Source organism: Sinorhizobium meliloti (genome assembly GCF_017876815.1).
GTDB classification, from domain to species: domain Bacteria; phylum Pseudomonadota; class Alphaproteobacteria; order Rhizobiales; family Rhizobiaceae; genus Sinorhizobium; species Sinorhizobium meliloti.
In genome coordinates, this window is the sequence record NZ_JAGIOS010000001.1 from 2,800,493 (window position 1) to 2,819,301 (window position 18,809).

21 protein-coding genes are annotated in these 18,809 nt (G+C 62.4%); 11 read left to right on the top strand and 10 right to left on the bottom strand.

Annotation, left to right across the window (positions count from 1 at the left end; all coding sequences use genetic code 11):
* Window positions 1-56: 56 nt before the first annotated feature.
* From JOH52_RS13380 to JOH52_RS13390, 3 genes are all read right to left on the bottom strand, one after another.
* Complete coding sequence (locus tag JOH52_RS13380; RefSeq protein WP_010969710.1) at window positions 57-497, bottom strand: hypothetical protein; 441 nt, start codon at window positions 495-497, stop codon at window positions 57-59.
* Window positions 498-544: 47 nt separating this feature from the next.
* The gene (locus JOH52_RS13385; RefSeq protein WP_003534912.1) at window positions 545-895 is read right to left on the bottom strand and encodes a hypothetical protein; all 351 of its coding nucleotides are present in this window, start codon (window positions 893-895) and stop codon (window positions 545-547) included.
* A 112-nt stretch (window positions 896-1,007) separates the two neighbouring features.
* Window positions 1,008-3,044 (bottom strand): ATP-binding protein, encoded by a 2,037-nt coding sequence (locus JOH52_RS13390; RefSeq protein ID WP_014526935.1) that lies wholly within the window; start codon window positions 3,042-3,044, stop codon window positions 1,008-1,010.
* A 347-nt stretch (window positions 3,045-3,391) separates the two neighbouring features.
* On the opposite strand from JOH52_RS13390, the gene JOH52_RS13395 reads away from it, so the two are divergent.
* Both JOH52_RS13395 and ilvN read left to right on the top strand, forming a co-directional pair.
* The gene (locus JOH52_RS13395; protein WP_010969708.1) at window positions 3,392-5,170 is read left to right on the top strand and encodes an acetolactate synthase 3 large subunit; all 1,779 of its coding nucleotides are present in this window, start codon (window positions 3,392-3,394) and stop codon (window positions 5,168-5,170) included.
* A 22-nt stretch (window positions 5,171-5,192) separates the two neighbouring features.
* On the top strand, window positions 5,193-5,765 hold the full coding sequence (ilvN, locus tag JOH52_RS13400) for an acetolactate synthase small subunit (protein ID WP_003534906.1): 573 nt from the start codon (window positions 5,193-5,195) through the stop codon (window positions 5,763-5,765).
* A gap of 209 nt (window positions 5,766-5,974) precedes the next feature.
* Here ilvN and JOH52_RS13405 read toward each other — a convergent pair whose 3' ends face one another.
* Window positions 5,975-6,820 carry an aldo/keto reductase gene (locus tag JOH52_RS13405; protein ID WP_010969707.1) on the bottom strand — a complete coding sequence of 282 codons (846 nt, stop codon included), beginning with the start codon at window positions 6,818-6,820 and terminating at the stop codon, window positions 5,975-5,977.
* 310 nt (window positions 6,821-7,130) lie between these two features.
* On the opposite strand from JOH52_RS13405, the gene JOH52_RS13410 reads away from it, so the two are divergent.
* Together JOH52_RS13410 and JOH52_RS13415 are read left to right on the top strand one after the other, a co-directional pair.
* Window positions 7,131-7,340 carry a cold-shock protein gene (locus tag JOH52_RS13410; protein WP_003533862.1) on the top strand — a complete coding sequence of 70 codons (210 nt, stop codon included), beginning with the start codon at window positions 7,131-7,133 and terminating at the stop codon, window positions 7,338-7,340.
* Between the two features lie 156 nt (window positions 7,341-7,496).
* Window positions 7,497-7,721, top strand: a complete 225-nt coding sequence (locus JOH52_RS13415; protein WP_003533858.1) for a hypothetical protein — start codon at window positions 7,497-7,499, stop codon at window positions 7,719-7,721.
* 102 nt (window positions 7,722-7,823) lie between these two features.
* Here the strand turns inward: JOH52_RS13415 and JOH52_RS13420 are convergent, their stop codons facing one another.
* Window positions 7,824-8,552, bottom strand: a complete 729-nt coding sequence (locus JOH52_RS13420; protein WP_010969706.1) for a class I SAM-dependent methyltransferase — start codon at window positions 8,550-8,552, stop codon at window positions 7,824-7,826.
* A 585-nt stretch (window positions 8,553-9,137) separates the two neighbouring features.
* On the opposite strand from JOH52_RS13420, the gene JOH52_RS13425 reads away from it, so the two are divergent.
* The 4 genes from JOH52_RS13425 to JOH52_RS13440 all read left to right on the top strand — a co-directional run bounded on the left by JOH52_RS13425 (window position 9,138) and on the right by JOH52_RS13440 (window position 11,469).
* Window positions 9,138-9,731, top strand: a complete 594-nt coding sequence (locus tag JOH52_RS13425) for a LysE family translocator (protein WP_003533855.1) — start codon at window positions 9,138-9,140, stop codon at window positions 9,729-9,731.
* 67 nt (window positions 9,732-9,798) lie between these two features.
* Window positions 9,799-10,440: a nitrile hydratase subunit alpha gene (gene nthA, locus JOH52_RS13430; protein ID WP_003533852.1), complete on the top strand. Its 642-nt coding sequence runs from the start codon at window positions 9,799-9,801 to the stop codon at window positions 10,438-10,440.
* Window positions 10,437-11,096, top strand: coding sequence for a nitrile hydratase subunit beta (gene nthB, locus JOH52_RS13435; protein ID WP_017266387.1), 660 nt, complete (start codon window positions 10,437-10,439; stop codon window positions 11,094-11,096). The genes nthA and nthB overlap by 4 nt, the downstream gene beginning before the upstream one ends.
* Window positions 11,083-11,469 (top strand): nitrile hydratase accessory protein, encoded by a 387-nt coding sequence (locus JOH52_RS13440; RefSeq protein ID WP_003533848.1) that lies wholly within the window; start codon window positions 11,083-11,085, stop codon window positions 11,467-11,469. Before nthB ends, JOH52_RS13440 begins: the two co-directional genes overlap by 14 nt.
* A gap of 19 nt (window positions 11,470-11,488) precedes the next feature.
* On the opposite strand, the gene JOH52_RS13445 is transcribed toward JOH52_RS13440, so the two are convergent.
* Genes JOH52_RS13445 through JOH52_RS13455 form a run of 3 tightly spaced genes read right to left on the bottom strand, consistent with a single transcriptional unit; the run spans window position 11,489 to window position 13,207 of the window.
* On the bottom strand, window positions 11,489-12,298 hold the full coding sequence (locus tag JOH52_RS13445) for an anti-sigma factor family protein (RefSeq protein ID WP_013844632.1): 810 nt from the start codon (window positions 12,296-12,298) through the stop codon (window positions 11,489-11,491).
* Window positions 12,295-12,849 (bottom strand): RNA polymerase sigma factor, encoded by a 555-nt coding sequence (locus JOH52_RS13450; RefSeq protein WP_003533844.1) that lies wholly within the window; start codon window positions 12,847-12,849, stop codon window positions 12,295-12,297. The genes JOH52_RS13445 and JOH52_RS13450 overlap by 4 nt, the downstream gene beginning before the upstream one ends.
* Window positions 12,833-13,207 carry a COG4315 family predicted lipoprotein gene (locus tag JOH52_RS13455; RefSeq protein ID WP_003533842.1) on the bottom strand — a complete coding sequence of 125 codons (375 nt, stop codon included), beginning with the start codon at window positions 13,205-13,207 and terminating at the stop codon, window positions 12,833-12,835. Before JOH52_RS13455 ends, JOH52_RS13450 begins: the two co-directional genes overlap by 17 nt.
* Window positions 13,208-13,427: 220 nt before the next feature.
* On the opposite strand from JOH52_RS13455, the gene JOH52_RS13460 reads away from it, so the two are divergent.
* Window positions 13,428-13,745 carry a toxin-antitoxin system TumE family protein gene (locus JOH52_RS13460; RefSeq protein WP_014529329.1) on the top strand — a complete coding sequence of 106 codons (318 nt, stop codon included), beginning with the start codon at window positions 13,428-13,430 and terminating at the stop codon, window positions 13,743-13,745.
* A complete protein-coding gene (locus tag JOH52_RS13465; protein WP_003533838.1) occupies window positions 13,742-14,101 on the top strand; it encodes an HVO_A0114 family putative DNA-binding protein in 360 nt (119 codons plus the stop codon). The genes JOH52_RS13460 and JOH52_RS13465 overlap by 4 nt, the downstream gene beginning before the upstream one ends.
* Before the next feature lie 6 nt (window positions 14,102-14,107).
* Here JOH52_RS13465 and JOH52_RS13470 read toward each other — a convergent pair whose 3' ends face one another.
* Window positions 14,108-15,196, bottom strand: a complete 1,089-nt coding sequence (locus JOH52_RS13470) for an AbrB family transcriptional regulator (protein WP_107010512.1) — start codon at window positions 15,194-15,196, stop codon at window positions 14,108-14,110.
* A 250-nt stretch (window positions 15,197-15,446) separates the two neighbouring features.
* Here JOH52_RS13470 and JOH52_RS13475 point away from each other — a divergent pair, with 250 nt between their 5' ends.
* Window positions 15,447-16,574, top strand: a complete 1,128-nt coding sequence (locus JOH52_RS13475) for an ATP-dependent DNA helicase (protein ID WP_014529331.1) — start codon at window positions 15,447-15,449, stop codon at window positions 16,572-16,574.
* 228 nt (window positions 16,575-16,802) lie between these two features.
* On the opposite strand, the gene suhR is transcribed toward JOH52_RS13475, so the two are convergent.
* A complete protein-coding gene (gene suhR, locus JOH52_RS13480) occupies window positions 16,803-18,704 on the bottom strand; it encodes an RpoH suppressor SuhR (RefSeq protein WP_010969699.1) in 1,902 nt (633 codons plus the stop codon).
* Between the last annotated feature and the right edge of the window lie 105 nt (window positions 18,705-18,809).

An 18,809-nucleotide genomic window follows, 5' to 3' on the forward strand; every position in this document is an offset into this window, starting at 1 on the left:
CACAGAGATGACGGGGGAGAGAGATTGTAGTCCCTATGCTGCGGTCTGAAGCGGCATCAGTCGATGCCGTGTTCCTTCAATACCGCCTCTTCGTCGCCGCTGATCCAGCCGAAAATCTTCGGCTCCCCGTCACGCAGCTGAACGAGGTAATGGACCTCGAAATCGATGGTGACATTCGGCTGCTCCTCCGCGTCGAAGACGGAGCGCCAATCGACCTGTACGAGAAAATGCAGCGCATCGATCGGGGTGACAGTGGTTTTGCGGATCTTCAATTCCCTGGTGCCGATCGCGCGATAGCGGGCGTAGCCCTTTTCCATGGAAACCGTCAGGGTTTCGTCGTTTTTCCCCGTCATTACTCCGGCCGGCGAGGCGGCGATAAAGTCCGAGGCGAAGGCGGAGGTCGTATCTCCGACCGGAAGCGTCCCCGCAAGGACCTGATTGGCCATGCTCTCGTAGCGCTCGAAGAAGCGCCTCAAAATCTCTTCCATGATTTTCATCCCAATTCGCTCCGCGCAACGGAGGCGGAGGCTTGCGGTGCTGCAGGTCAATCGACCGGCGTGTGCTGGTGTTGAATGAGCTTCCAGTCTGCTCCGACGCCGTGGTAGGTCGAGGTGCAACAGGCCGCATAAGGCCCGCCTTCCGCGCGTCGCGCCTCCGCAAGATAGCCGAGTACGATAAAGTTCTCGCCGATCCGGCTCATGACCTTCTCGCTGATCGTGAGATGCTCCCACCGCGGAATTCCCTGGAGACTTCGGATTATGACCGATCTTCCGCGCAGCAGACCGACCGGCGCAGGGAATGCCATGATGCAGTCTTCGTCCAGCAATTCGCGATATGGATCGGAACCCTCGAGCCAGAGCCGCCGCTCGTTTCTCCATGCGTCATTGTCGTCCATGGTCGTCTCCTCGCCTTGACGTCACCTCAACGCTTGAGAAGAGCCCCCGGATCCAAAATTGCAATCAGCGCAGGTTCAGCTGCCAGGACACGCCGTACCGTCCGCTTCTGCGTCATTTGCGGATAAGGCTGCCGAGTGGTCGTCTGAGCAGGCTTTCGCGAAGCGACCCCTCGTGACGCGGTGCCGGCTTGCCGAAGCCCGCATCCGATTGGCCGGGCGCCTTGGCGGGTCGGCCCGATATCCTCTCCGCCTCTCCGGACAGGACCTGCTCGCGGATCCGGCTGAAGCGTTCGATCTCCGGGTTTCCCGGCTCGGACGAGCGGGGAAGCATGTCGGGGCTATAGGGCTCGAATGGGGGGTATCGTCGCGAAAGGGAGTCCGCGACCTCGGTTCCGGTGTCTTTCCCGCTCCAGTTGTCGTCCTCGAGCACCGGCGCCTGCTTCGTCTGTGACGCCAGATAGCTCTGTTGGAAACTCGATATGTCGGGACCGTTCACGGCACGCATTCGGCTGACGATCGAACGGAGGTCGGCGAGGGGCGGCGCGTCGTCGTCAACCTTGTCGGTGATGCCGTGGGCGCGGGGCAACCGCGCATCGTCGACGCGGGCAAAGCGCATGCGCATCGGTACTGCGACCGCCTCGCCGAAGGCGATTGCCTCGCCGTTGCCGATCGACGAAATGAAGCTGGTGGTGGAGATCGACGAATTGGCGATCGCCGAGCGGATGATTTCCTGGTCGCGATCATTGGCGAGCCGCATGGCGAAGACGGTCGAGCATTGCGACAGGATCGTCGGATCGAGCTCGCCCGGCCGCTGGGTGATGATGCCGAGCGAGACTCCGTATTTGCGACCCTCCTTGGCGATCCGTGCAATAGCCTGACGTGTCGGCACAAAGCCGAGCGACGGATCGGCCGGCACATAGCGGTGCGCCTCTTCGCAAACGACCAGCATATGGATGGCGCCATTGCCCCAGAGGCCTATCTCGAAGGCCATGCGGCAGAGCACGGAGGCGAGGGAATTGACGACTTCCGAAGGGATCCCGGCAAGCTCGAAGGTGGCGATCGGCTTGCCGTCGCCCGGAATGCGGAAGATCTTTGCAATCGTGTCCTCGATCGTGTCCGTGATCGTGTTCTGCGAGAACATGAAATGGTAGCGCGGATCGTTGACTGCGGAGACGATCCTGACCTTGAGGGAGCGCAGGTACGGCTTGTCGTTGCGCCCCTCCAGCCGGCCGATGCGCTCATCGATCAGCGCCAGGAGGTCGGCGATGCGGTACGGGACGGGCGTATCTGCGGTGATCGAGCTCTTTTCCGTCTGCCGCCGCATCAGGCCGGATTCGCCGCCCTTGAACGCCTTTTTTGCGTCCGCGATGACGTCGCGCAGGATATCGAGCTCGTCCGGCACCGGCGGGCGCCCACGAAAGATGACCTCGGCCAACTCCTCGAGCCGGAAGAACCAGAAGGGGAGGTCGAGCGTATCCGTGTCGATGACCACCGCCTGGTCCGGAAAGGCGGCGGCGAACTCGTTGTGCGGATCGAGGATCAGCACACGCAGCTTCGGGTCGGCGGCGATCGCCTTGTTCAGGAGCAGTGTCACGGCGGTCGACTTGCCGACGCCGGTGGTGCCGACGATCGCAAAGTGCTTGGAAAGCATGGAAGGTACATGGATGGTGGCGTCGAGGCTTTCGTCCTGCGTCAGCTTGCCGATGACGCAACTGTCCGATTGACCGGAGTCGTAGATGCGGGCGAGATCGCTCACGCGGATGCGGTGGGCAATCGCTCCGAGATAGGGATAGCGGCTGATGCCGGCGGAAAACTCTTCCCGCCCATCCGGACCGACATGAACCTCGCCCATCAATTCCACTTCGATGCGGAAAGTGTTGTTGACCTCTTCGCCCCAACCCTCGGAAATGGTCTGCATCGAATAGACGAGGGCGACGACACGGTTGGTGCCGACGGAAATCGAAACCAGTTTGCCGACCGACCAGAGCTCGGTGAGCGAAGTCTCGCCATTTTCGGCGACCGCCGCGATCGTGGCGCGCGAGCCGTTGCAGGCGACGACCCGCCCGAGAAATCGATTGCCGGGCTTCAACGTATCGCGGCGATCCGTCTCGGCGGCGCGAGGCGCCGATTGATTTCCACTTTCGAGCAACGCAGCACCTCGGGCGAAAACGCCAATCACAGCAGGATGCGCACCGAAATCCGGCGCCTGTTTCCTTGCTGGTCCCAGGATAGCGGCTGCGGTTTAATAACTGGTTGCTCACAAGCCTTGCCGATCAGGTCACGCCAAAGCCGTTGACGGATGGGGAATTTCCGTTTAACAAATCGCCCCATGAAAAATTTCGCGGTTATTCTTGTGGTGGGACGGCGCATGGGCAGGGTGGTGTAACCATCCGGCGGTAGCCACCCATGCGCTGAACGAGGCTCCTGACGGGGCCTTTTTTTATGCCTTCAAACACGTTATTCACCCAAACCTGAACGAGGGACGGAAGCAGGCCAATGAGCGGAACTGAGAACCAGATGACGGGCGCGGAGATCGTTCTCCAGGCTTTGAAAGACAATGGCGTCGAACACATCTTCGGCTATCCCGGCGGTGCCGTGCTCCCGATCTACGACGAGATTTTCCAGCAGGAGGATATCCAGCACATCCTCGTCCGCCACGAGCAGGGCGCCGGCCACATGGCCGAAGGTTATGCCCGCTCCACCGGCAAGGTCGGCGTCATGCTGGTGACTTCCGGCCCGGGAGCGACCAATGCGGTCACGCCGCTGCAGGACGCGCTGATGGACTCGATCCCGCTCGTCTGCATCTCGGGGCAGGTACCGACGTCGCTGATCGGTTCGGACGCCTTCCAGGAATGCGACACGATCGGCATCACGCGGCCCTGTACCAAGCACAACTGGCTGGTCAGGGACGTCAACGAGCTCGCCCGCGTCATCCATGAGGCTTTCCGCGTCGCTCAGTCCGGCCGTCCGGGTCCGGTCGTCGTCGACATTCCGAAGGACGTCCAGTTCGCAACCGGCACCTATACGCCGCCTTCGGCCGTTCCGACGCAGAAGAGCTACCAGCCGAAGACCCAAGGGGACCTGAAGAAGATCGAGGAGGCGGTCGCGCTCATGAAAACGGCGCGCCAGCCGGTCATCTATTCGGGCGGCGGCGTCATCAATTCCGGGCCGCAAGCCGCGCATTTCCTGCGCGAGCTGGTCGAGCTCACCGGCTTCCCGATCACGTCGACCCTGATGGGCCTCGGCGCCTATCCTGCCTCCGGCAAAAACTGGCTCGGCATGCTCGGGATGCACGGGACCTACGAAGCCAACCTGGCGATGCATGATTGCGACGTCATGATCTGCATCGGCGCGCGCTTCGACGACCGGATCACCGGCCGGCTCAATGCCTTCTCGCCCAACTCCAAGAAGATCCACATCGACATCGACCCGTCCTCGATCAATAAGAACGTCCGCGTCGACGTTCCGATCATCGGCGATGTCGCCGCTGTTCTCGAGGACATGATTCGCCTGTGGCGGGCTGCGGCCAAGACGGTCGACCAGACGCGGCTTGGCGACTGGTGGAAGTCGATCTCCAAGTGGCGGGCGCGCAACTCTCTGGCCTATACGCCGAGTGCCGACGTCATCATGCCGCAATATGCGATCCAGCGGCTATACGAGCTCACCAAGGACCGCGACACCTACATCACCACCGAGGTCGGCCAGCACCAGATGTGGGCCGCGCAGTTCTTCGGCTTCGAAGAGCCGAACCGCTGGATGACCTCGGGCGGCCTCGGGACCATGGGCTACGGATTCCCGGCCGCGGTCGGCGTCCAGGTCGCGCATCCGGAGAGCCTCGTCATCGACATCGCCGGCGACGCCTCGATCCAGATGTGCATCCAGGAGATGTCGTGTGCGGTTCAGTACGGCCTGCCGGTCAAGATCTTCATCCTGAACAACCAATATATGGGCATGGTCCGGCAGTGGCAGCAACTCCTGCACGGCAACCGCCTGTCGCATTCCTACACCGAGGCGATGCCTGACTTCGTCAAGCTCGCCGAGGCCTATGGCGGCGTCGGCATCCGTTGCGAAAAGCCGGGAGAGCTCGACGATGCGATCCGGCAGATGATCGACACTCCGGCTCCGGTCATCTTCGACTGCCGCGTCGCCAATCTCGCCAACTGCTTCCCGATGATCCCTTCGGGCAAGGCGCATAACGAAATGCTGCTCCCCGACGAGGCCACGGACGAGGTGGTCGCCAACGCCATCGATGCCAAGGGCCGCCAGCTCGTTTGAGGACAAGGGTAGGAACAGGAAAATGAATGCACATCTTCAGCCGACGGGCTCCGCCTACTTCATCGCCAAGGAAACGGAGCTTGCGGAAACGCACACGCTTTCCGTTCTGGTCGACAACGAGCCGGGCGTGCTCGCCCGCGTCATCGGCCTTTTTTCCGGTCGCGGCTACAATATCGAGAGCCTGACGGTCTCCGAGACGGAGCACGAGGCTCATCTGTCGCGCATCACCATCGTGACCCGCGGCACGCCGCACGTGCTCGAGCAGATCAAGAACCAGCTCGAACGCCTTGTTCCGGTGCACCGGGTCGTGGATCTCACGGTCCGCGCCGCCGGCCTCGGCCATGAGCGGCCGATCGAGCGTGAACTGGCGCTCGTCAAGGTACACGGCTCGGGCGAACATCGGGTGGAGGCGCTCAGGCTCGCCGACGCCTTCCGCGCCTCGGTCATCGACGCCAATATCGATCACTTCGTCTTCGAGATCACCGGCAAGCCTTCCAAGATCGAGCAGTTCATCGCCATCATGAAGCCGCTCGGGCTGATCGAAGTCTGCCGCACCGGCATCGCCGCGATGAACCGCGGGCCCCAGGGGATGTAAAGAAGCTCCCTCAACCGCAATAGAGACGTTCTGTACCTGTGACTGCCCCTCTCCTCGGGTTTAACCCGAGGACTAGCCCTCTCCCCGCGCGCGGGGAGAGGGGACTTTGGAGCGAGAGTTCGAGGCTTGTCCCTTCGCCCCGCTTGCGGGGAGAAGGTGCCGGCAGGCGGATGAGGGGCAATCGGGGCAACGCTCGCCATGATCGCTCCTCAAATCACCTCCAGCCGCGTCTTCCTCCTCGGCGGCGGGAAGTGGCGGTCGAGTTCGGCGAGATTTTCCGTCGTCAGGTGGATATCCATCGCGTCGCGGTTTTCGCGGGCGCGTTCGGGCGAACCGGTCTTCGGGATCGAGATGACGCCGGAACACGTCTTCAAAAAGGCGAGTGCCACCTGGGCGGGCGTCGCCTGATGCGCCTTGGCGATGTGAATCAGATCGGCGTCATGCAGAAGGCGGCCCTCGTCGAGCGGTGAATAGGCCATGACCGGCACGCCTTGAGCGCGGCACCGGGGCAGCAGGTCGAATTCGATGCCGCGGCGGGCGAGATTATAGAGCACCTGATTGGCCGCGACGTTGCCGCCGTCAGGAACGGCCGACAGTTCCTCCATGTCGTCGACGTCGAAATTGGAGACGCCCCAGGCACGGATCTTGCCGGCCTTCTTCAGCTCTTCGAAAGCGGCGACGGTCTCGGCGAGCGGATAGCCGCCCCGCCAGTGCAGAAGGTAAAGATCGACGCAGTCGATGCCGAGATTGCGCAGGCTGCGTTCGCAGGCGGCAACCGTACCCGCCCGGCTGGCGTTGGAGGGCAGCACCTTGCTGACGACGAATGCCTCGTCGCGCCGACCCTTGATCGCTTCTCCCACGATACGTTCGGCAGCGCCGTCGCCGTACATCTCTGCAGTGTCGATCAGCGTCATGCCGAGATCGAGCCCGGTTTGCAGGCTGCGGACTTCGTCGGCGGTCTTCGCGCGGTTTTCACCCATCCGCCATGTCCCCTGGCCGAGCGCGGGAACCTTGCGGCCGTCCGGAAAAGCGATGGTCGGGATCGGATCGTGCATGGGGGATTGTCCTGAGAGTTGGTCCAGTGCGGAGATTTAAGGCCCGTTGGGGGAAAGTCCACAAGCTAATTGCAGCATTGCTGCCTTGGCCGGGCCGCCTGCGGTCGCGCCGATAGTCTTCTCCCGAAAGAAAATAAAATTGTGCCTTGTAAGAAACACAATGATGACCTACATAGCTCGGTATCGATATTGATCGACGATATTTGTTTCTGCGCCAAGGCGCATCGTCACGAAAATCCTGACAACATCGGTTTTGATACACCGTTTTTATGCGGTGGCGGTTTTCCATGGCTATTGAAAGGACATCGACGTGGCTTCTGGAACGGTAAAGTGGTTCAACAGCACCAAGGGCTTCGGTTTCATCCAGCCAGATGACGGCGCCGCTGACGTGTTCGTCCATATTTCGGCGGTTGAACGCGCCGGCCTGTCCACGCTGAAAGACGGGCAGAAGGTAAGCTTCGAGCTGACGCAGGATCGGCGCTCGGGCAAGACCTCGGCGGACAACCTTCGCGCTCTCTGAACGGATCGCGCGTTTGTGCCCTAACACGGCACTTCATGACATTATTGTCTCCCCGCCCGTGACCACGGATGTACTGGCGCGGCGGGTTGAGATGATGAGGAAGGTCGGGCCTGTCCCGGCCTTTTTTATTGGCTGAAATTTGATGGAGGATCTCGCATGAAGGACGTCGGCAACCGCATTTTCAAGGCCGAGAAGAAGAACCCTGCGGATCGCGCGGATCAGGCCACAATTGCGTCACGCGCCATTATCGAGCAGGAGGCTGCAGCGCGTGTGAAGAAGACGGCTCGCCTCAAACAGATGCGGCTGGAGAAAGAGGCCGAGGAGGCGGCAAATCCAGTTGCCGCTCCCGCCAAGAAGGGCAAGGCGCAGAAGCGAAAGTAGCCGGACCTTACGGCATGTTTCTTGAATTCGGCGCTTGCCCTATCCAATAGGGCGGCGCGAAGCGATCGCAAACACTACTCGCGCATCCCGCGCGGCCGACTCCTACCTTTGTGCGGCAACGAGCAGCATCATCGGCCGGTCGACCTCTTCCGCAAGGTCCGGATTGCGGGCGATCTCATCGGCGGTCGGGCTCCACTCCTGAACGCGGCGGATCGCGAAACCGGCTGCAATCAGGGTGTTCAATGTCGTGCCGAGCGTACGGTGATACTTGACGACGCCCTTGGCGAGCCAGTCGGTGACTCGCTTTCCTTCGACCGAGTAGCGGTCGAGCGGCCAGATGCGGCGGCCCTCGGCGTCCGTGGACCAGCCAGGGTTCGTCGGGGCCATGTAGACCGGGTGTTCGATGGTGAAGACGAAATGCGATCCGGGCAGGAGACTCCTATGGATCGTTCGCACCAACCGGTCGAAGTCTTCGATGTAATGGAAGGCGAGCGAGCTGTAGGCGAAGCCGAAGCTCGCTTCGGGCAGAACCAGATGCTCGAGGTCGGCGATTCGATACTCGACCGAAGGATCCTCCGTCTCTTGCCGCGCGCGTGCGATCATTTTCTCGGAGAGGTCGAGGCCAAGGACTTGAGCCGCGCCGTTCTCCCGCGCCCAGCGGGCGAACCAGCCGAAGCCGCAGCCGAGATCCAGGACGCGCAAGTCCCTGAGATCGGGCAGCATTGCGCGGATTGCGGGCCATTCGGCAGCGCCGGCGAGTCCATGCAGGGATCGCCCGAGTTGACTGTAGCCGGTGAAGAATTCGGGTCTGTCGTAAACGTTCTGTGCCATTTTCCATCTCCATGATGCCGATGGACGGGCGCCTGAACTACAGCGCCGCGCGTCTTATCAGACGTGCAAAGGTCGCTGTAGCACTTTGATCTGCCGCATGTTTTTGTCCTTTAATCGAATGCGATCAAAGGAAACATGCAGTAGAAGAAAGCCCCGTCCGCTTGGGCGAGGCTGCGGGGTTACGCGTGCTTGCGCATGCAATAGAACGCGCGGCGCTGTTGTCAGCGTGTGCGAAGCCCCTGCATCCCGCCTGTTGGGATGCCGGCGAACCGGGCGACAATGTGGGTGTCATGTTCACACATGGCGTGGCTATCCCATGGAAAACGTTAGGGGTCAAGCCTGCGCAGCATCCCCAGCTTTCGGTTTGTCACCGTGACAAGATTTGGGTGGCGGTTGCATTTGGGTCAGCTAGCTTGACCCACTGCTGCATGTTTCCTTTGATCGTAACCAATCAAAGGAAACATGCAGCAGATCAAAGTGCTACAGACGCGCGGCGCTGTAGGGGCGCCGCCCGGGGAGATTGCTCGATGCGAATCCCAGGTTTGCAGCGGCGTCCTCGGCAGACCCGCGGCTTTGGAGGAACTCATGCAACTGGATACGCTTCTGGCGCTGTTCCTGTTTGCCTTCACGACATCGATCACGCCCGGACCGAACAACATGATGCTGTTCGCCTCGGGCGTGAACTTCGGTTTCGTGCGCACGATTCCGCATATGCTGGGGATCGGCATCGGCTTCTTCGTTCTTCTCATTGCCGTGGGGCTCGGTCTCGGCGCACTGCTTCATTCCGTGCCGCTCCTCTATACGGCCCTGAAGTTCGCCGGCGGCGCATATCTCGTCTGGATCGCCTGGAAGATCGGCACGTCTCGCTCGCTCGGCGAAGGGAGGGCGAATGCGGTGCCGATGACCTTCCTGCAGGCGGCTGCTTTCCAATGGGTCAATCCGAAGGCCTGGGTAATGGCGGTTTCGGCCATGGCCACCTATACGAGCAGCGACAGCTATCTCATGAGCGTGCTCGTCGTCGGCCTCGTCTTCGCGCTCGTCAACGTGCCGAGCGTCTCGACCTGGGCGGGTTTCGGCTCGGCCCTCAGGCAATGGCTCTCGGAACCTGCGCGACTCAAATGGTTCAACATCACCATGGCCGTCTTGCTCGTCGTCAGCCTTTGGCCGATGCTCAGGTAGTCGGCCGACAGGGGACGTTTTAGGGTCAATGCATTAAGATCAGCAGCCTTCTGTAGAGGAGCCAGGAATGTCCGAACATCATCATGGGCATGGCGACGATCACGGCCATCACCACGACAACCACCTGACCGACATGGAAGCCCGGGTAAAGGCGTTGGAGACGGTGCTGACGGAAAAGGGTTTGATCGATCCTGCGGCGATCGACGCGATCGTCGACGCGTACGAGACGAAGGTGGGACCGCGAAACGGCGCACGCGTCGTCGCCAAGGCCTGGAGCGATCCGGGTTTTGCCGATTGGCTGAAACGCGACGCGACCGCGGCGATCGCCAGCCTCGGCTTTACCGGGCGCCAGGGCGAGCACATGCGTGCGGTGTTCAACACGTCCGAGACGCACAACCTCATCGTCTGTACGCTGTGCTCCTGCTATCCCTGGGCAGTGCTGGGGCTGCCGCCGGTCTGGTACAAGGCGCCGCCCTATCGTTCGCGCGCCGTCATCGATCCCCGCGGCGTGCTTGCCGAATTCGGGCTCGAGCTGTCGGCTGAAAAGAAGGTCCGCGTCTGGGATTCGACGGCCGAGCTCCGCTACCTCGTCGTGCCCGAGCGGCCGGAAGGGACCGACGGCTTCGGCGAGGACGCGCTGGCGGAGCTCGTGACGCGCGATTCCATGATCGGCACCGGGCTCGCCCTTTCGCCGGAGGATGTGCGATGAACGGTCCGCATGATCTCGGCGGCCAGCATGGCATGGGCCCGATCGCTCCGGAACGCAATGAGCCCATTTTCCATGCAGAGTGGGAGAAGCGGGCGCTCGGCATCACGCTTTCCTGTGGCGCTTTCGGTGCCTGGACGCTGGACGAAAGCCGGCACGCGCGCGAAAGCCTGGCCCCGGCGACCTATCTCTCCGCGAGCTATTATGAAATCTGGACTCGAGCCCTGGAAACGCTTCTCAAGCGCCATGGCTTCGTGACGCAGGCCGAGCTCGATGCCGGCCATATGCTCGACAAGGGGCGGGAGCCGAAACGGGTGCTCACAGCGGACATGGTGGCCGGCGTGCTCGCCAAGGGCGGGCCATGCGACCGGCCGGTCGAAGCGCCGCCGCGCTTTGCCGCCGGCGACAGTGTGCGTACGAAGAACTTCAATCCGGAGAGCCACACGCGCCTGCCGCGCTACGCCCGCGCCCGGACAAGCATGGTGGAGGCCGTGCAGGGCAGCTTCGTCTTCCCGGACGACAACGCCCACGGCAAGGGCGAGAACCCGCAATGGCTCTACATGGTGGTCTTCGATGCCGGCGAGATCTGGGGTGAGGGCGCGGACCCGACGCTTACCGTCTCCATCGATGCCTGGGAGAGCTATCTTGAACACGCTTAGATCGACGCCTGCTCTTCCCCGTTCCCCGCTTCTGGCTTCGGCGGAACTGCCGAAATCGCGCGAGGGCGACCCCGTCTTTGCCGAGCCCTGGCAGGCGGTAGCCTTCGCCATGACCGTGCGGCTTCATGAGCAGGGCGTATTTTCATGGAGCGAATGGGCGGAAGCGCTTTCGGCCGAGCTCTACAAGCCCGGCCGCAGGGCGGACGGGACCGACTATTACGATTGCTGGGTTGCGGCGCTGAGCCGCCTGGTGACGGAACTCTCCATCGCTTCCGGTCCCGAACTGGAAGCGCTGGTCGGCAGCTGGCAGCGCGCAGCGGAAGCGACGCCGCACGGAACGCCGATTGCGCTCGCGAACGATCCTCTGCGTTGAAGCATCACCCGCCGTTCCATCAAGAGCTCTCTGATCCCTCGAACTGGCGATAACATTCGTCGGCAACCTTCTGCAGCAGCTCGCGCGGTACTTCGCCGGTGACGGCATAGCCGATTTCACCGTCGATCCAGTAGAACGTCTCGACATTTCCCTGGCTGGCGATCCGGAAGCTCGTTTCGCGGTTCTCGGTGTTGCGGCCGAGAAGCACCGTCAGCCGCCCCCCGGTCCCGTCTTCATACATCAGCATCGCGCCTGCCTTGCCATTGACCGGGATGAGCCGTCCTCCGACGAGCGAGAAGCCGAGCGACGAAAGATCGGGGATTTTCAGCGCGTAGTCGAGACGCTTGCCGAGCCATGTGGCGAGATGATCCCGCTCGCCGGCGCCGACCTCCACGGGGTGGCGCACTTCGCTGGCATAGATCAGGAAAGCCGACTGCGCCTGCCGGGGGAGAGCCTCGGAGGCCGCGGCGGCCAATTGCGATTGCGGGACGATGAGATCGCGTGCGTAGGCGCCGGCGAGCGCGCCTGCGGCGAAGATCAGAAATCCGGCGGCGAGGCGCCGCAGCGTGGGCGCGGGTGATGCGAGACCGGTGCTTCCTGCCGAACGGCGGGCCCTTACCAGAGCGCGATCGTTCTCGCCGCTGCGGGCATAGGAGGCGAAATTCTGTTTCAGTGCCGCCGCCTGGGCCTGCCACTGGCGCACCTCTTCGGCCCTTGCCGGGTGCCTTTCCAACCAGGATGCGATGCGTTCGCGCTCCGGTGGGCTCAATTGGCCATCCACATAGGCGTGCAGTTCGTCTTCGGAGACGGTTTCGAATTCGTCGGTCATTTCGGTCTCCGCAGGGCGATCACGTTATCGTCCTTCATCGCTTCGGCAAGCTGGCGGCGGGCCCGGGAGAGGCGGGACATCACCGTCCCGATCGGGATTTCCATCATGTCGGCCACGTCCTGGTAGCGATAACCCTCTATGACGACGAGCATCAAGACGGCTCGGTTGTCGGCCGAGAGCCGCTCGAGCCCGCGCATCAGGCGTTGCCGCTCCAGGGGATCCGCATTGTCCTCCTCCGCACGAAGGCCGAGCGCCTCGTCGAACTCCACTTCGGGATGCTGGGCACGGCGGCGGTGGCCGTTGCGAAAAAGATTGGTCATGATGGTGAAGGCCCAGGCGCGCAGGTTCACGCCCCGCCATTGTTCACGTCTTGCGAGCACTTTCTCGACGCAGTCCTGCAACAGATCTTCGCCGTCGGGATCGGAGTGGGCGAGGCTGCGCGAATAGCGCCTGAGCGCCGGCATCAATTCCAGGACCTCTTCCTCGAAAGCATCAGGGGCGGCGGGATCGGCCCGCGCCCCTGTTTCCGGACCGTCAGGGCCGTGCGACATCCCATTCGCCCTTCACGCCGTCGCCGGTAACGTCACCCATCTTCTCGTCCTTTACCCAGAAATAAAGCGGCATTCCGTCCTTCGCCCATTGCTTGGTGCCGTCCTTTCGCTCAACGATCGAATAGGCACCCTCGGCCGCTGCATCGCCTTCCACCATGAAGGGCGGCCAATTCTTGGCGCAGGCATCATAGCAGGCGGAGACGCCTTTCTGGTCGTCCTTGTAGGTGTAGAGCGTCATTCCGTTCTCGGCGGCGAGCACAGGGCCTTTCTCTGATTCGACCGTTTTCACCGGCGGAGCGGCGAAGGCGGCGGCGGCCGTGCCAAGGGAAATGGCGATGGTCAACGCAAGCGTTCTCATGGGTTTCCTCCTCAAGATGTCTTCAACGCAGAACCGCGCACGGGCGGGTTCGAGGATAAGACACGGAGGGCTATGGATTTATTCCCGGCGCGAGTGACGATACGGACAAGCAGGAGCTTGCCGCCTTCGGACCACGCGGACGCGGTGACGCAGGTAGATCGATGGCGCTGGCCGGGTTTTCCGCGCGGCTGGTCCCTTCGACAAAGGAGTGTTGTTTCCATTGACAACACAAAATTCCGTTGTTAGTCATGATAACATGAGCGCGGTCCTGCTATCCAAGGAACGATCGGTCCTAAGCGAAGAGGCGTTCTTTGAAATCGTCATTTGGCAGGTTCCCGCGCCGGTTCCGGGCAGCGCTCACCTGTACAAGTATCGGCTCGCCCTCGTGGTGAAAGGCGAATGTGTTCTCCGTTACGACAATGAGCGAGGCAAAGGCGACCATCGCCACGTCGGAGAGCACGAGGAGCCAATTACCTTTTCATCGCTGGATGACCTCCTGATCGCTTTCCAGCAGGACATTGAAAGGATGGCCCTATGAATACACTCATTGTTCGGTTGGGCGGCATGGACGATATCCGCAACAGGATCGCAGTTGCCGCCAAGCTCGCCTCGGAGGGAAAAGACCCCGAGGCCAATTCCACTCTCAATTTCGCCAGTTATGAGGATATGCACCGCATCCTCGCCCCGTCCCGTCTCGCTCTCGTCAAGACATTGGCCGGACAGGGCGCATTGTCGATCAGGGAACTCGCGCGTCGTGTCGGCCGCGATGTGCAGGCCGTTCATCGCGACGTAACCACTCTCATCAATTCCGGCGTTATCGAGCGTTCCGACAAGGGGGTCGAATTTCCCTACGAAAATATCCATTTCGAGTTCGACGTAAGAGCCGCCGCTTGAATTCATTCACGCCCGGTCGGCGACGAAGCGGGCGAGGGCGGGGCCGATCAGCGTGATTATGAGCAGACGGGCCGTCTGCAAGGCCATCACGAAAGGAAGATCGACATTGCTGGAGGCGGCGATGACCGCGATCGAATCGAGTCCGCCGGGGCTGGTCGCGAGATAGGCGGTCAGCGGATCGATGCCCGCGACCTTGATGAGCAACAGCGCAAGAAGACCGGAAAAGGATATCAGCACGACGATGGAGACGATCGTCGGCATCAGGGCGCGGCGAGCGTGCGCCAGAATTGCCCGCGTGAAGCCGAGGCCGATATTCCAGCCGAGCATCGCGAAAGAGAGCGCCAGCAGCCATTGCGGCAGTTCGATCGTAAGCGTTCCGGTAATGTTGAGGGCCGAACCGATTGCAAAGGGCACGAGGAAGGCGCCGGCCGGTACACGCAATATCTTGCCAAGGATGCCGCTCGCGATTCCGACGGCGAGCGTCATGAAGAATGGCAGACCGGCAATCGGGGCAAACCAGTGAGTTGCCGTTTCGGCTTCGACGCCGCTCACCCAGAGATGGGACACGATGGTCGCAGTGCTGGCAACGAAGACGACGCGCAGATATTGCATGAAGGCGACGAGCCGGGCGTCCGCGCCATAGGCATCGGCCATCAGCAGCATCGTCGAGGCAGCGCCTGCCGACGAGCCCCAGATCGCGGTCGTGCCCGGCAGGATGCCCATCCGGGTGATCGTCCAGCCGCAGAGCGTGCTGACGCCGATCACCGACAGAATGATGGCAAGAAAGAGGAGCCAATTGCCGGAAAAGGTCACGAGAAGATCGGGGGTCATCGAAGCGGCGATCATCATCGCCAGCACGACCTGAACGCAAAAGAAGAGCTGTCGCGGCAGCCGGATCGTTCCGCCATTCATGCCGACGAGCGCACCGGCGATCATCGGCCCCATCAGCAGGCCCGCAGGAATTCCGATCATTTCGAGGACGCCGGCGAAGACGGCGGAAAGCAAGGCCAGCAGGCACCACTGCCAAACGGCGGACAGACGTCCCAGTCCGCCGTTCTTGGGCAGCATCGGGGTTGAGGGCTGTTCCGGCTTCAAGGTCATTCTCCGGCGGGCGGCGCGGCTTCCTGCACACTGTATGCAGCGCACCGTTGGTAGCAGGATCGGCCGCCCCAATTCAAGGTGCAGTGCAAAAAACTGTGCCACAGCCCGTTTTGCCGGAAGTTGGGCGCAAAGTCGGTGATTGCGCACGTGTGGCCGCCGCCTAGCAGCGCGCCTCACGAGCTTCGTCGGCTGGCCGGCCAAATCCGCACTTGCGCCGGGCGGCCGAATCCTGACACTCAAGGTCATGCAGTTCGCTCCGCAACAGGATGAGGCCCTGAAGGCCGTTTCGCAATGGTTGAAGGGAGGCCGTTCTCAGCTCTTCCGGCTGTTCGGCTATGCCGGCACCGGCAAGACCACGCTCGCCCGCCATTTCGCAGAAAATGTGGATGGCGAGGTGGTGTTCGCCGCCTTCACCGGCAAGGCCGCGCAGGTGCTGCGCTCCAAAGGAGCCACGAACGCCAAGACCATCCACTCGCTGATCTACCGCCCGCGCGGCGAGGAGGAAGTGGAGGACGAGGAGACCGGCAAGACGTCGATCGCGCCGATGTTCGCGATCAACCGCCAGAGCCCGGTCGCGAAAGCGGCGCTGATCATCGTCGACGAATGCTCGATGGTGGACGAGGCGCTCGGCAAGGATCTGATGAGCTTCGGCACGCCGATCCTCGTTCTCGGCGATCCCGGACAATTGCCGCCGGTTTCCGGCGGCGGCTACTTCACCAATCACGAACCGGATTTTCTCCTGACGGATATCCATCGCCAGGCGAGGGACAACCCTATCATCCAGCTCGCCATGCAGGTGCGCGAGGGCAAGGAGATCATGCACGGCGACTACGGCACCGCCCAGGTCATCTCCAAGGGGCAGGTGACACAGCCTCTGGTGCTGGAAGCCGACCAGGTGCTGGTCGGGACCAACAGGACGCGGCGGCGCTACAACCAGCGGCTTCGCGAACTGAAAGGCTTTACCAGCGAGTATCCGCAGTCCGGCGACAAGCTCGTATGCCTTCGCAACGATCCGGCCAAAGGCCTGCTCAACGGCTCGCTCTGGCAGGTGATGAGCTCGTCCAAGGAGACGGTCAAGCCAGGGATCAACCTGATGATCCGCCCGGAAGACGACGACATGGATCGCGGCGCCGCCAAGATCAAGCTCCTGAAGGCGGCTTTCGAGGACGTCGAGGGCGAAATCCCCTGGTCCACGCGCAAGCGTTACGACGAGTTCGATTACGGCTACGCGCTGACCGTGCACAAAGCCCAGGGCTCGCAATGGAACAACGTCGTGCTTTTCGACGAGAGCTGGGCTTTCCGCGATACGCGCGAACGCTGGCTCTACACGGCGATCACACGCGCCGCGGAGCGGTTGACGATCGTGCGGTGAAGCTTCGGCCTTCCGTCATGCCTCCAGCCGTTGCCCCTCACCCAAATTGGGGATTTGGCCCCTCATCCGCCTGCCGGCACCTTCTCCCCGCAAAGCGGGGAGAAGGGACAAGCGGCATGCACTCAGTCCCGATGAACTCGAGCGTGCACCGCCAGTCTCCTTCGCCCCGCTTGCGGGGAGAAGGTGCCGGCAGGCGGATGAGGGGCTGTCGCGCGGTCGTTCACTCTTTCAATAAGTCGGTGCTATCTGCAATTGCGGCAGCGGCCGCGGGGCGGTCTTCGTCAGGTCGGGGCCTTCACCGCTCCATTTCTCTCCCTCACCGATCAGCTTTTCGAGAAGCCGCGCCGCCTCTTCGCGCTCCGCCTTGCTTGCGAAGCGGTAAGAGGGCGGCTTCGACGTGGCGTCGTGGGCGAGCGCATAGGCGGGCTCGTAATCGGGGATTTTCGGCCGGTAGGCGTCGCTCGCGGCAATGTCGATGGTGTAGCGCTGGAGCGCCGAGGCGAGATTGCGCCACCGGATCCAGTAATGGTTCTCGAAGGAGAACCGGGCGAATGCCTCGCCGGCGGCCGTGCCTTTTTTCGAGACGGCCGCGAGGACCTCCTTCGACATGGCGAGGTTCAGGCCGCCTTCCTGCGGACTCAACGAGACGTGGACGATGCGTTCGCGATGCCCGGGCGCGCGTGACTGGAGGAGATCGCGCCAATTCTGCATGGTCGCGACAATCGCGAAGACGAAGGCGCAGAGTTCGTGGACTGCCGACTTGCGCGCAATCGGCTGATAGTGCCGCTGCCATCCCTGCCGGTTGTTCTCCGGCAGAAAGACCTCCGGCCGCGAGCCGGTATCGGAGGTCTCCGGATAAACGAGATTGATGGCGAAGGTGGGCCATCGCGGCAGCGCTCGGTCAAAGAGGTGGATCGGGAAGTTGCTGCTGATGCCGCCGTCGGAGAACCAGCAGATCCGGAACGCGGCGGGCCTCGCCCTGCGCTTCTTGCCGCCGGTGGTCAACGCTTCCGTGCTGTCCAATACGGTCTTCTGTTCGTCCTCGTCCGAAGTCGTATCTTCGGCTTCGTTTTCTCCGTCGGATCCCGGCAGGCTTTCGCGGCGGGCCGGCTCATGCAGCGGCACCGCGCTGATCAGGAGGGGGAAGCTGAGGCTCATCCGTGTTGCGACGAGGACCGGCATGTCGGCGCCATGCGGGAGCAGATAGTAATCCTCACCCGCCACGGTGACCGGCTCCCCGGCCTTCTCTACCATCCAGTCGACGACGACCTTCGGAAAAAGCGCTTCGAATTCCTTGCGCCGGAACCAGAAAAGCGCGCTTTCGAACGGCAGGCTGCGCGGCTCCTGGTGCGATATGCCAGTCGTGATCATCTTCAGGGTAACGGCGCGGTCGGAGCCCGGTTCGCCGGGGTAGCGCTCCGCCGTCCAAAGATCGCCGAAGGTGAGGGGCTGGCCCGAAGCCTTGCCGGACAGTGCCTGCAGGGTTTCGTGAAGCCAATCGGTCAAGACCATCCTTGGCCGGCGGGCGGGCTGATCCGGTGCCGTGCCGGTACAGAGGCCCATCAGATTGCGGCGCAGGACACGAGCGATGCGCAGTACCGCGAACACCACCCCTCCCAGATAGGCGCAGATCGCAGCCGGTAAAGCTGCGGCTATCATGCCTGTTTGCCCCCCGACAGCATAAGCAAGACCCGCGAGTGCCGCGAGCAGCAGCAGCGTTTCGACGGGGGCGATGCGAACGACGCTTCCAAGAAGCGCAACGCCTTTGCGAAGAACGCCGGTGTTGCCGGCGAGTGTGACGAGCAAGCGGAATGCCTGGCCTGCGCCGGCCGCAGGCTGGAGGAGGTCCTTGATGAACCCGGGCGAGGCGAGATTCGCCGATGCCTTTGCAAGGCCTTCGAAACCGACGCGCTCCTCCGGTTGAGCGATCGCCGCCTTCATCTGCTTCCGCCGGTCTCCGACTGCAGCCGCCGCACAAGCCGCAGCTGCGATCGCTCCGGCCGACGTGCCGCCGATATTCTTGAACCGGTAGTCCCGCGCAAGCGCCAGAGCGGCGTTCGGGTAGACGATACCGCTGGTGATGCCGCCCTTCATGACGAGATCGCAGTATTTCGCGGGAGTGCGTGCCATCGATCGTCTCCTGATGCAGATCTGACGAAAAATCATCCTCCAGGCGCCGGGTGCCTGCGCCGTCTTTCTTTTCAAGGTTGCGCTCAAACCGTGCGGCAATCCAGT

Coding starts and splice junctions, on each gene's coding strand:
- JOH52_RS13380 (WP_010969710.1), bottom strand. CDS start 497: ATGAAAATCATGGAAGAGATTTTGAGGCGCTTCTTCGAGCGCTACGAG.
- JOH52_RS13385 (WP_003534912.1), bottom strand. CDS start 895: ATGGACGACAATGACGCATGGAGAAACGAGCGGCGGCTCTGGCTCGAG.
- JOH52_RS13395 (WP_010969708.1), top strand. CDS start 3,392: ATGAGCGGAACTGAGAACCAGATGACGGGCGCGGAGATCGTTCTCCAG.
- ilvN (WP_003534906.1), top strand. CDS start 5,193: ATGAATGCACATCTTCAGCCGACGGGCTCCGCCTACTTCATCGCCAAG.
- JOH52_RS13405 (WP_010969707.1), bottom strand. CDS start 6,820: ATGCACGATCCGATCCCGACCATCGCTTTTCCGGACGGCCGCAAGGTT.
- JOH52_RS13415 (WP_003533858.1), top strand. CDS start 7,497: ATGAAGGACGTCGGCAACCGCATTTTCAAGGCCGAGAAGAAGAACCCT.
- JOH52_RS13420 (WP_010969706.1), bottom strand. CDS start 8,552: ATGGCACAGAACGTTTACGACAGACCCGAATTCTTCACCGGCTACAGT.
- JOH52_RS13425 (WP_003533855.1), top strand. CDS start 9,138: ATGCAACTGGATACGCTTCTGGCGCTGTTCCTGTTTGCCTTCACGACA.
- nthA (WP_003533852.1), top strand. CDS start 9,799: ATGTCCGAACATCATCATGGGCATGGCGACGATCACGGCCATCACCAC.
- nthB (WP_017266387.1), top strand. CDS start 10,437: ATGAACGGTCCGCATGATCTCGGCGGCCAGCATGGCATGGGCCCGATC.
- JOH52_RS13445 (WP_013844632.1), bottom strand. CDS start 12,298: ATGACCGACGAATTCGAAACCGTCTCCGAAGACGAACTGCACGCCTAT.
- JOH52_RS13450 (WP_003533844.1), bottom strand. CDS start 12,849: ATGTCGCACGGCCCTGACGGTCCGGAAACAGGGGCGCGGGCCGATCCC.
- JOH52_RS13455 (WP_003533842.1), bottom strand. CDS start 13,207: ATGAGAACGCTTGCGTTGACCATCGCCATTTCCCTTGGCACGGCCGCC.
- JOH52_RS13465 (WP_003533838.1), top strand. CDS start 13,742: ATGAATACACTCATTGTTCGGTTGGGCGGCATGGACGATATCCGCAAC.
- JOH52_RS13475 (WP_014529331.1), top strand. CDS start 15,447: ATGCAGTTCGCTCCGCAACAGGATGAGGCCCTGAAGGCCGTTTCGCAA.
- suhR (WP_010969699.1), bottom strand. CDS start 18,704: ATGGCACGCACTCCCGCGAAATACTGCGATCTCGTCATGAAGGGCGGC.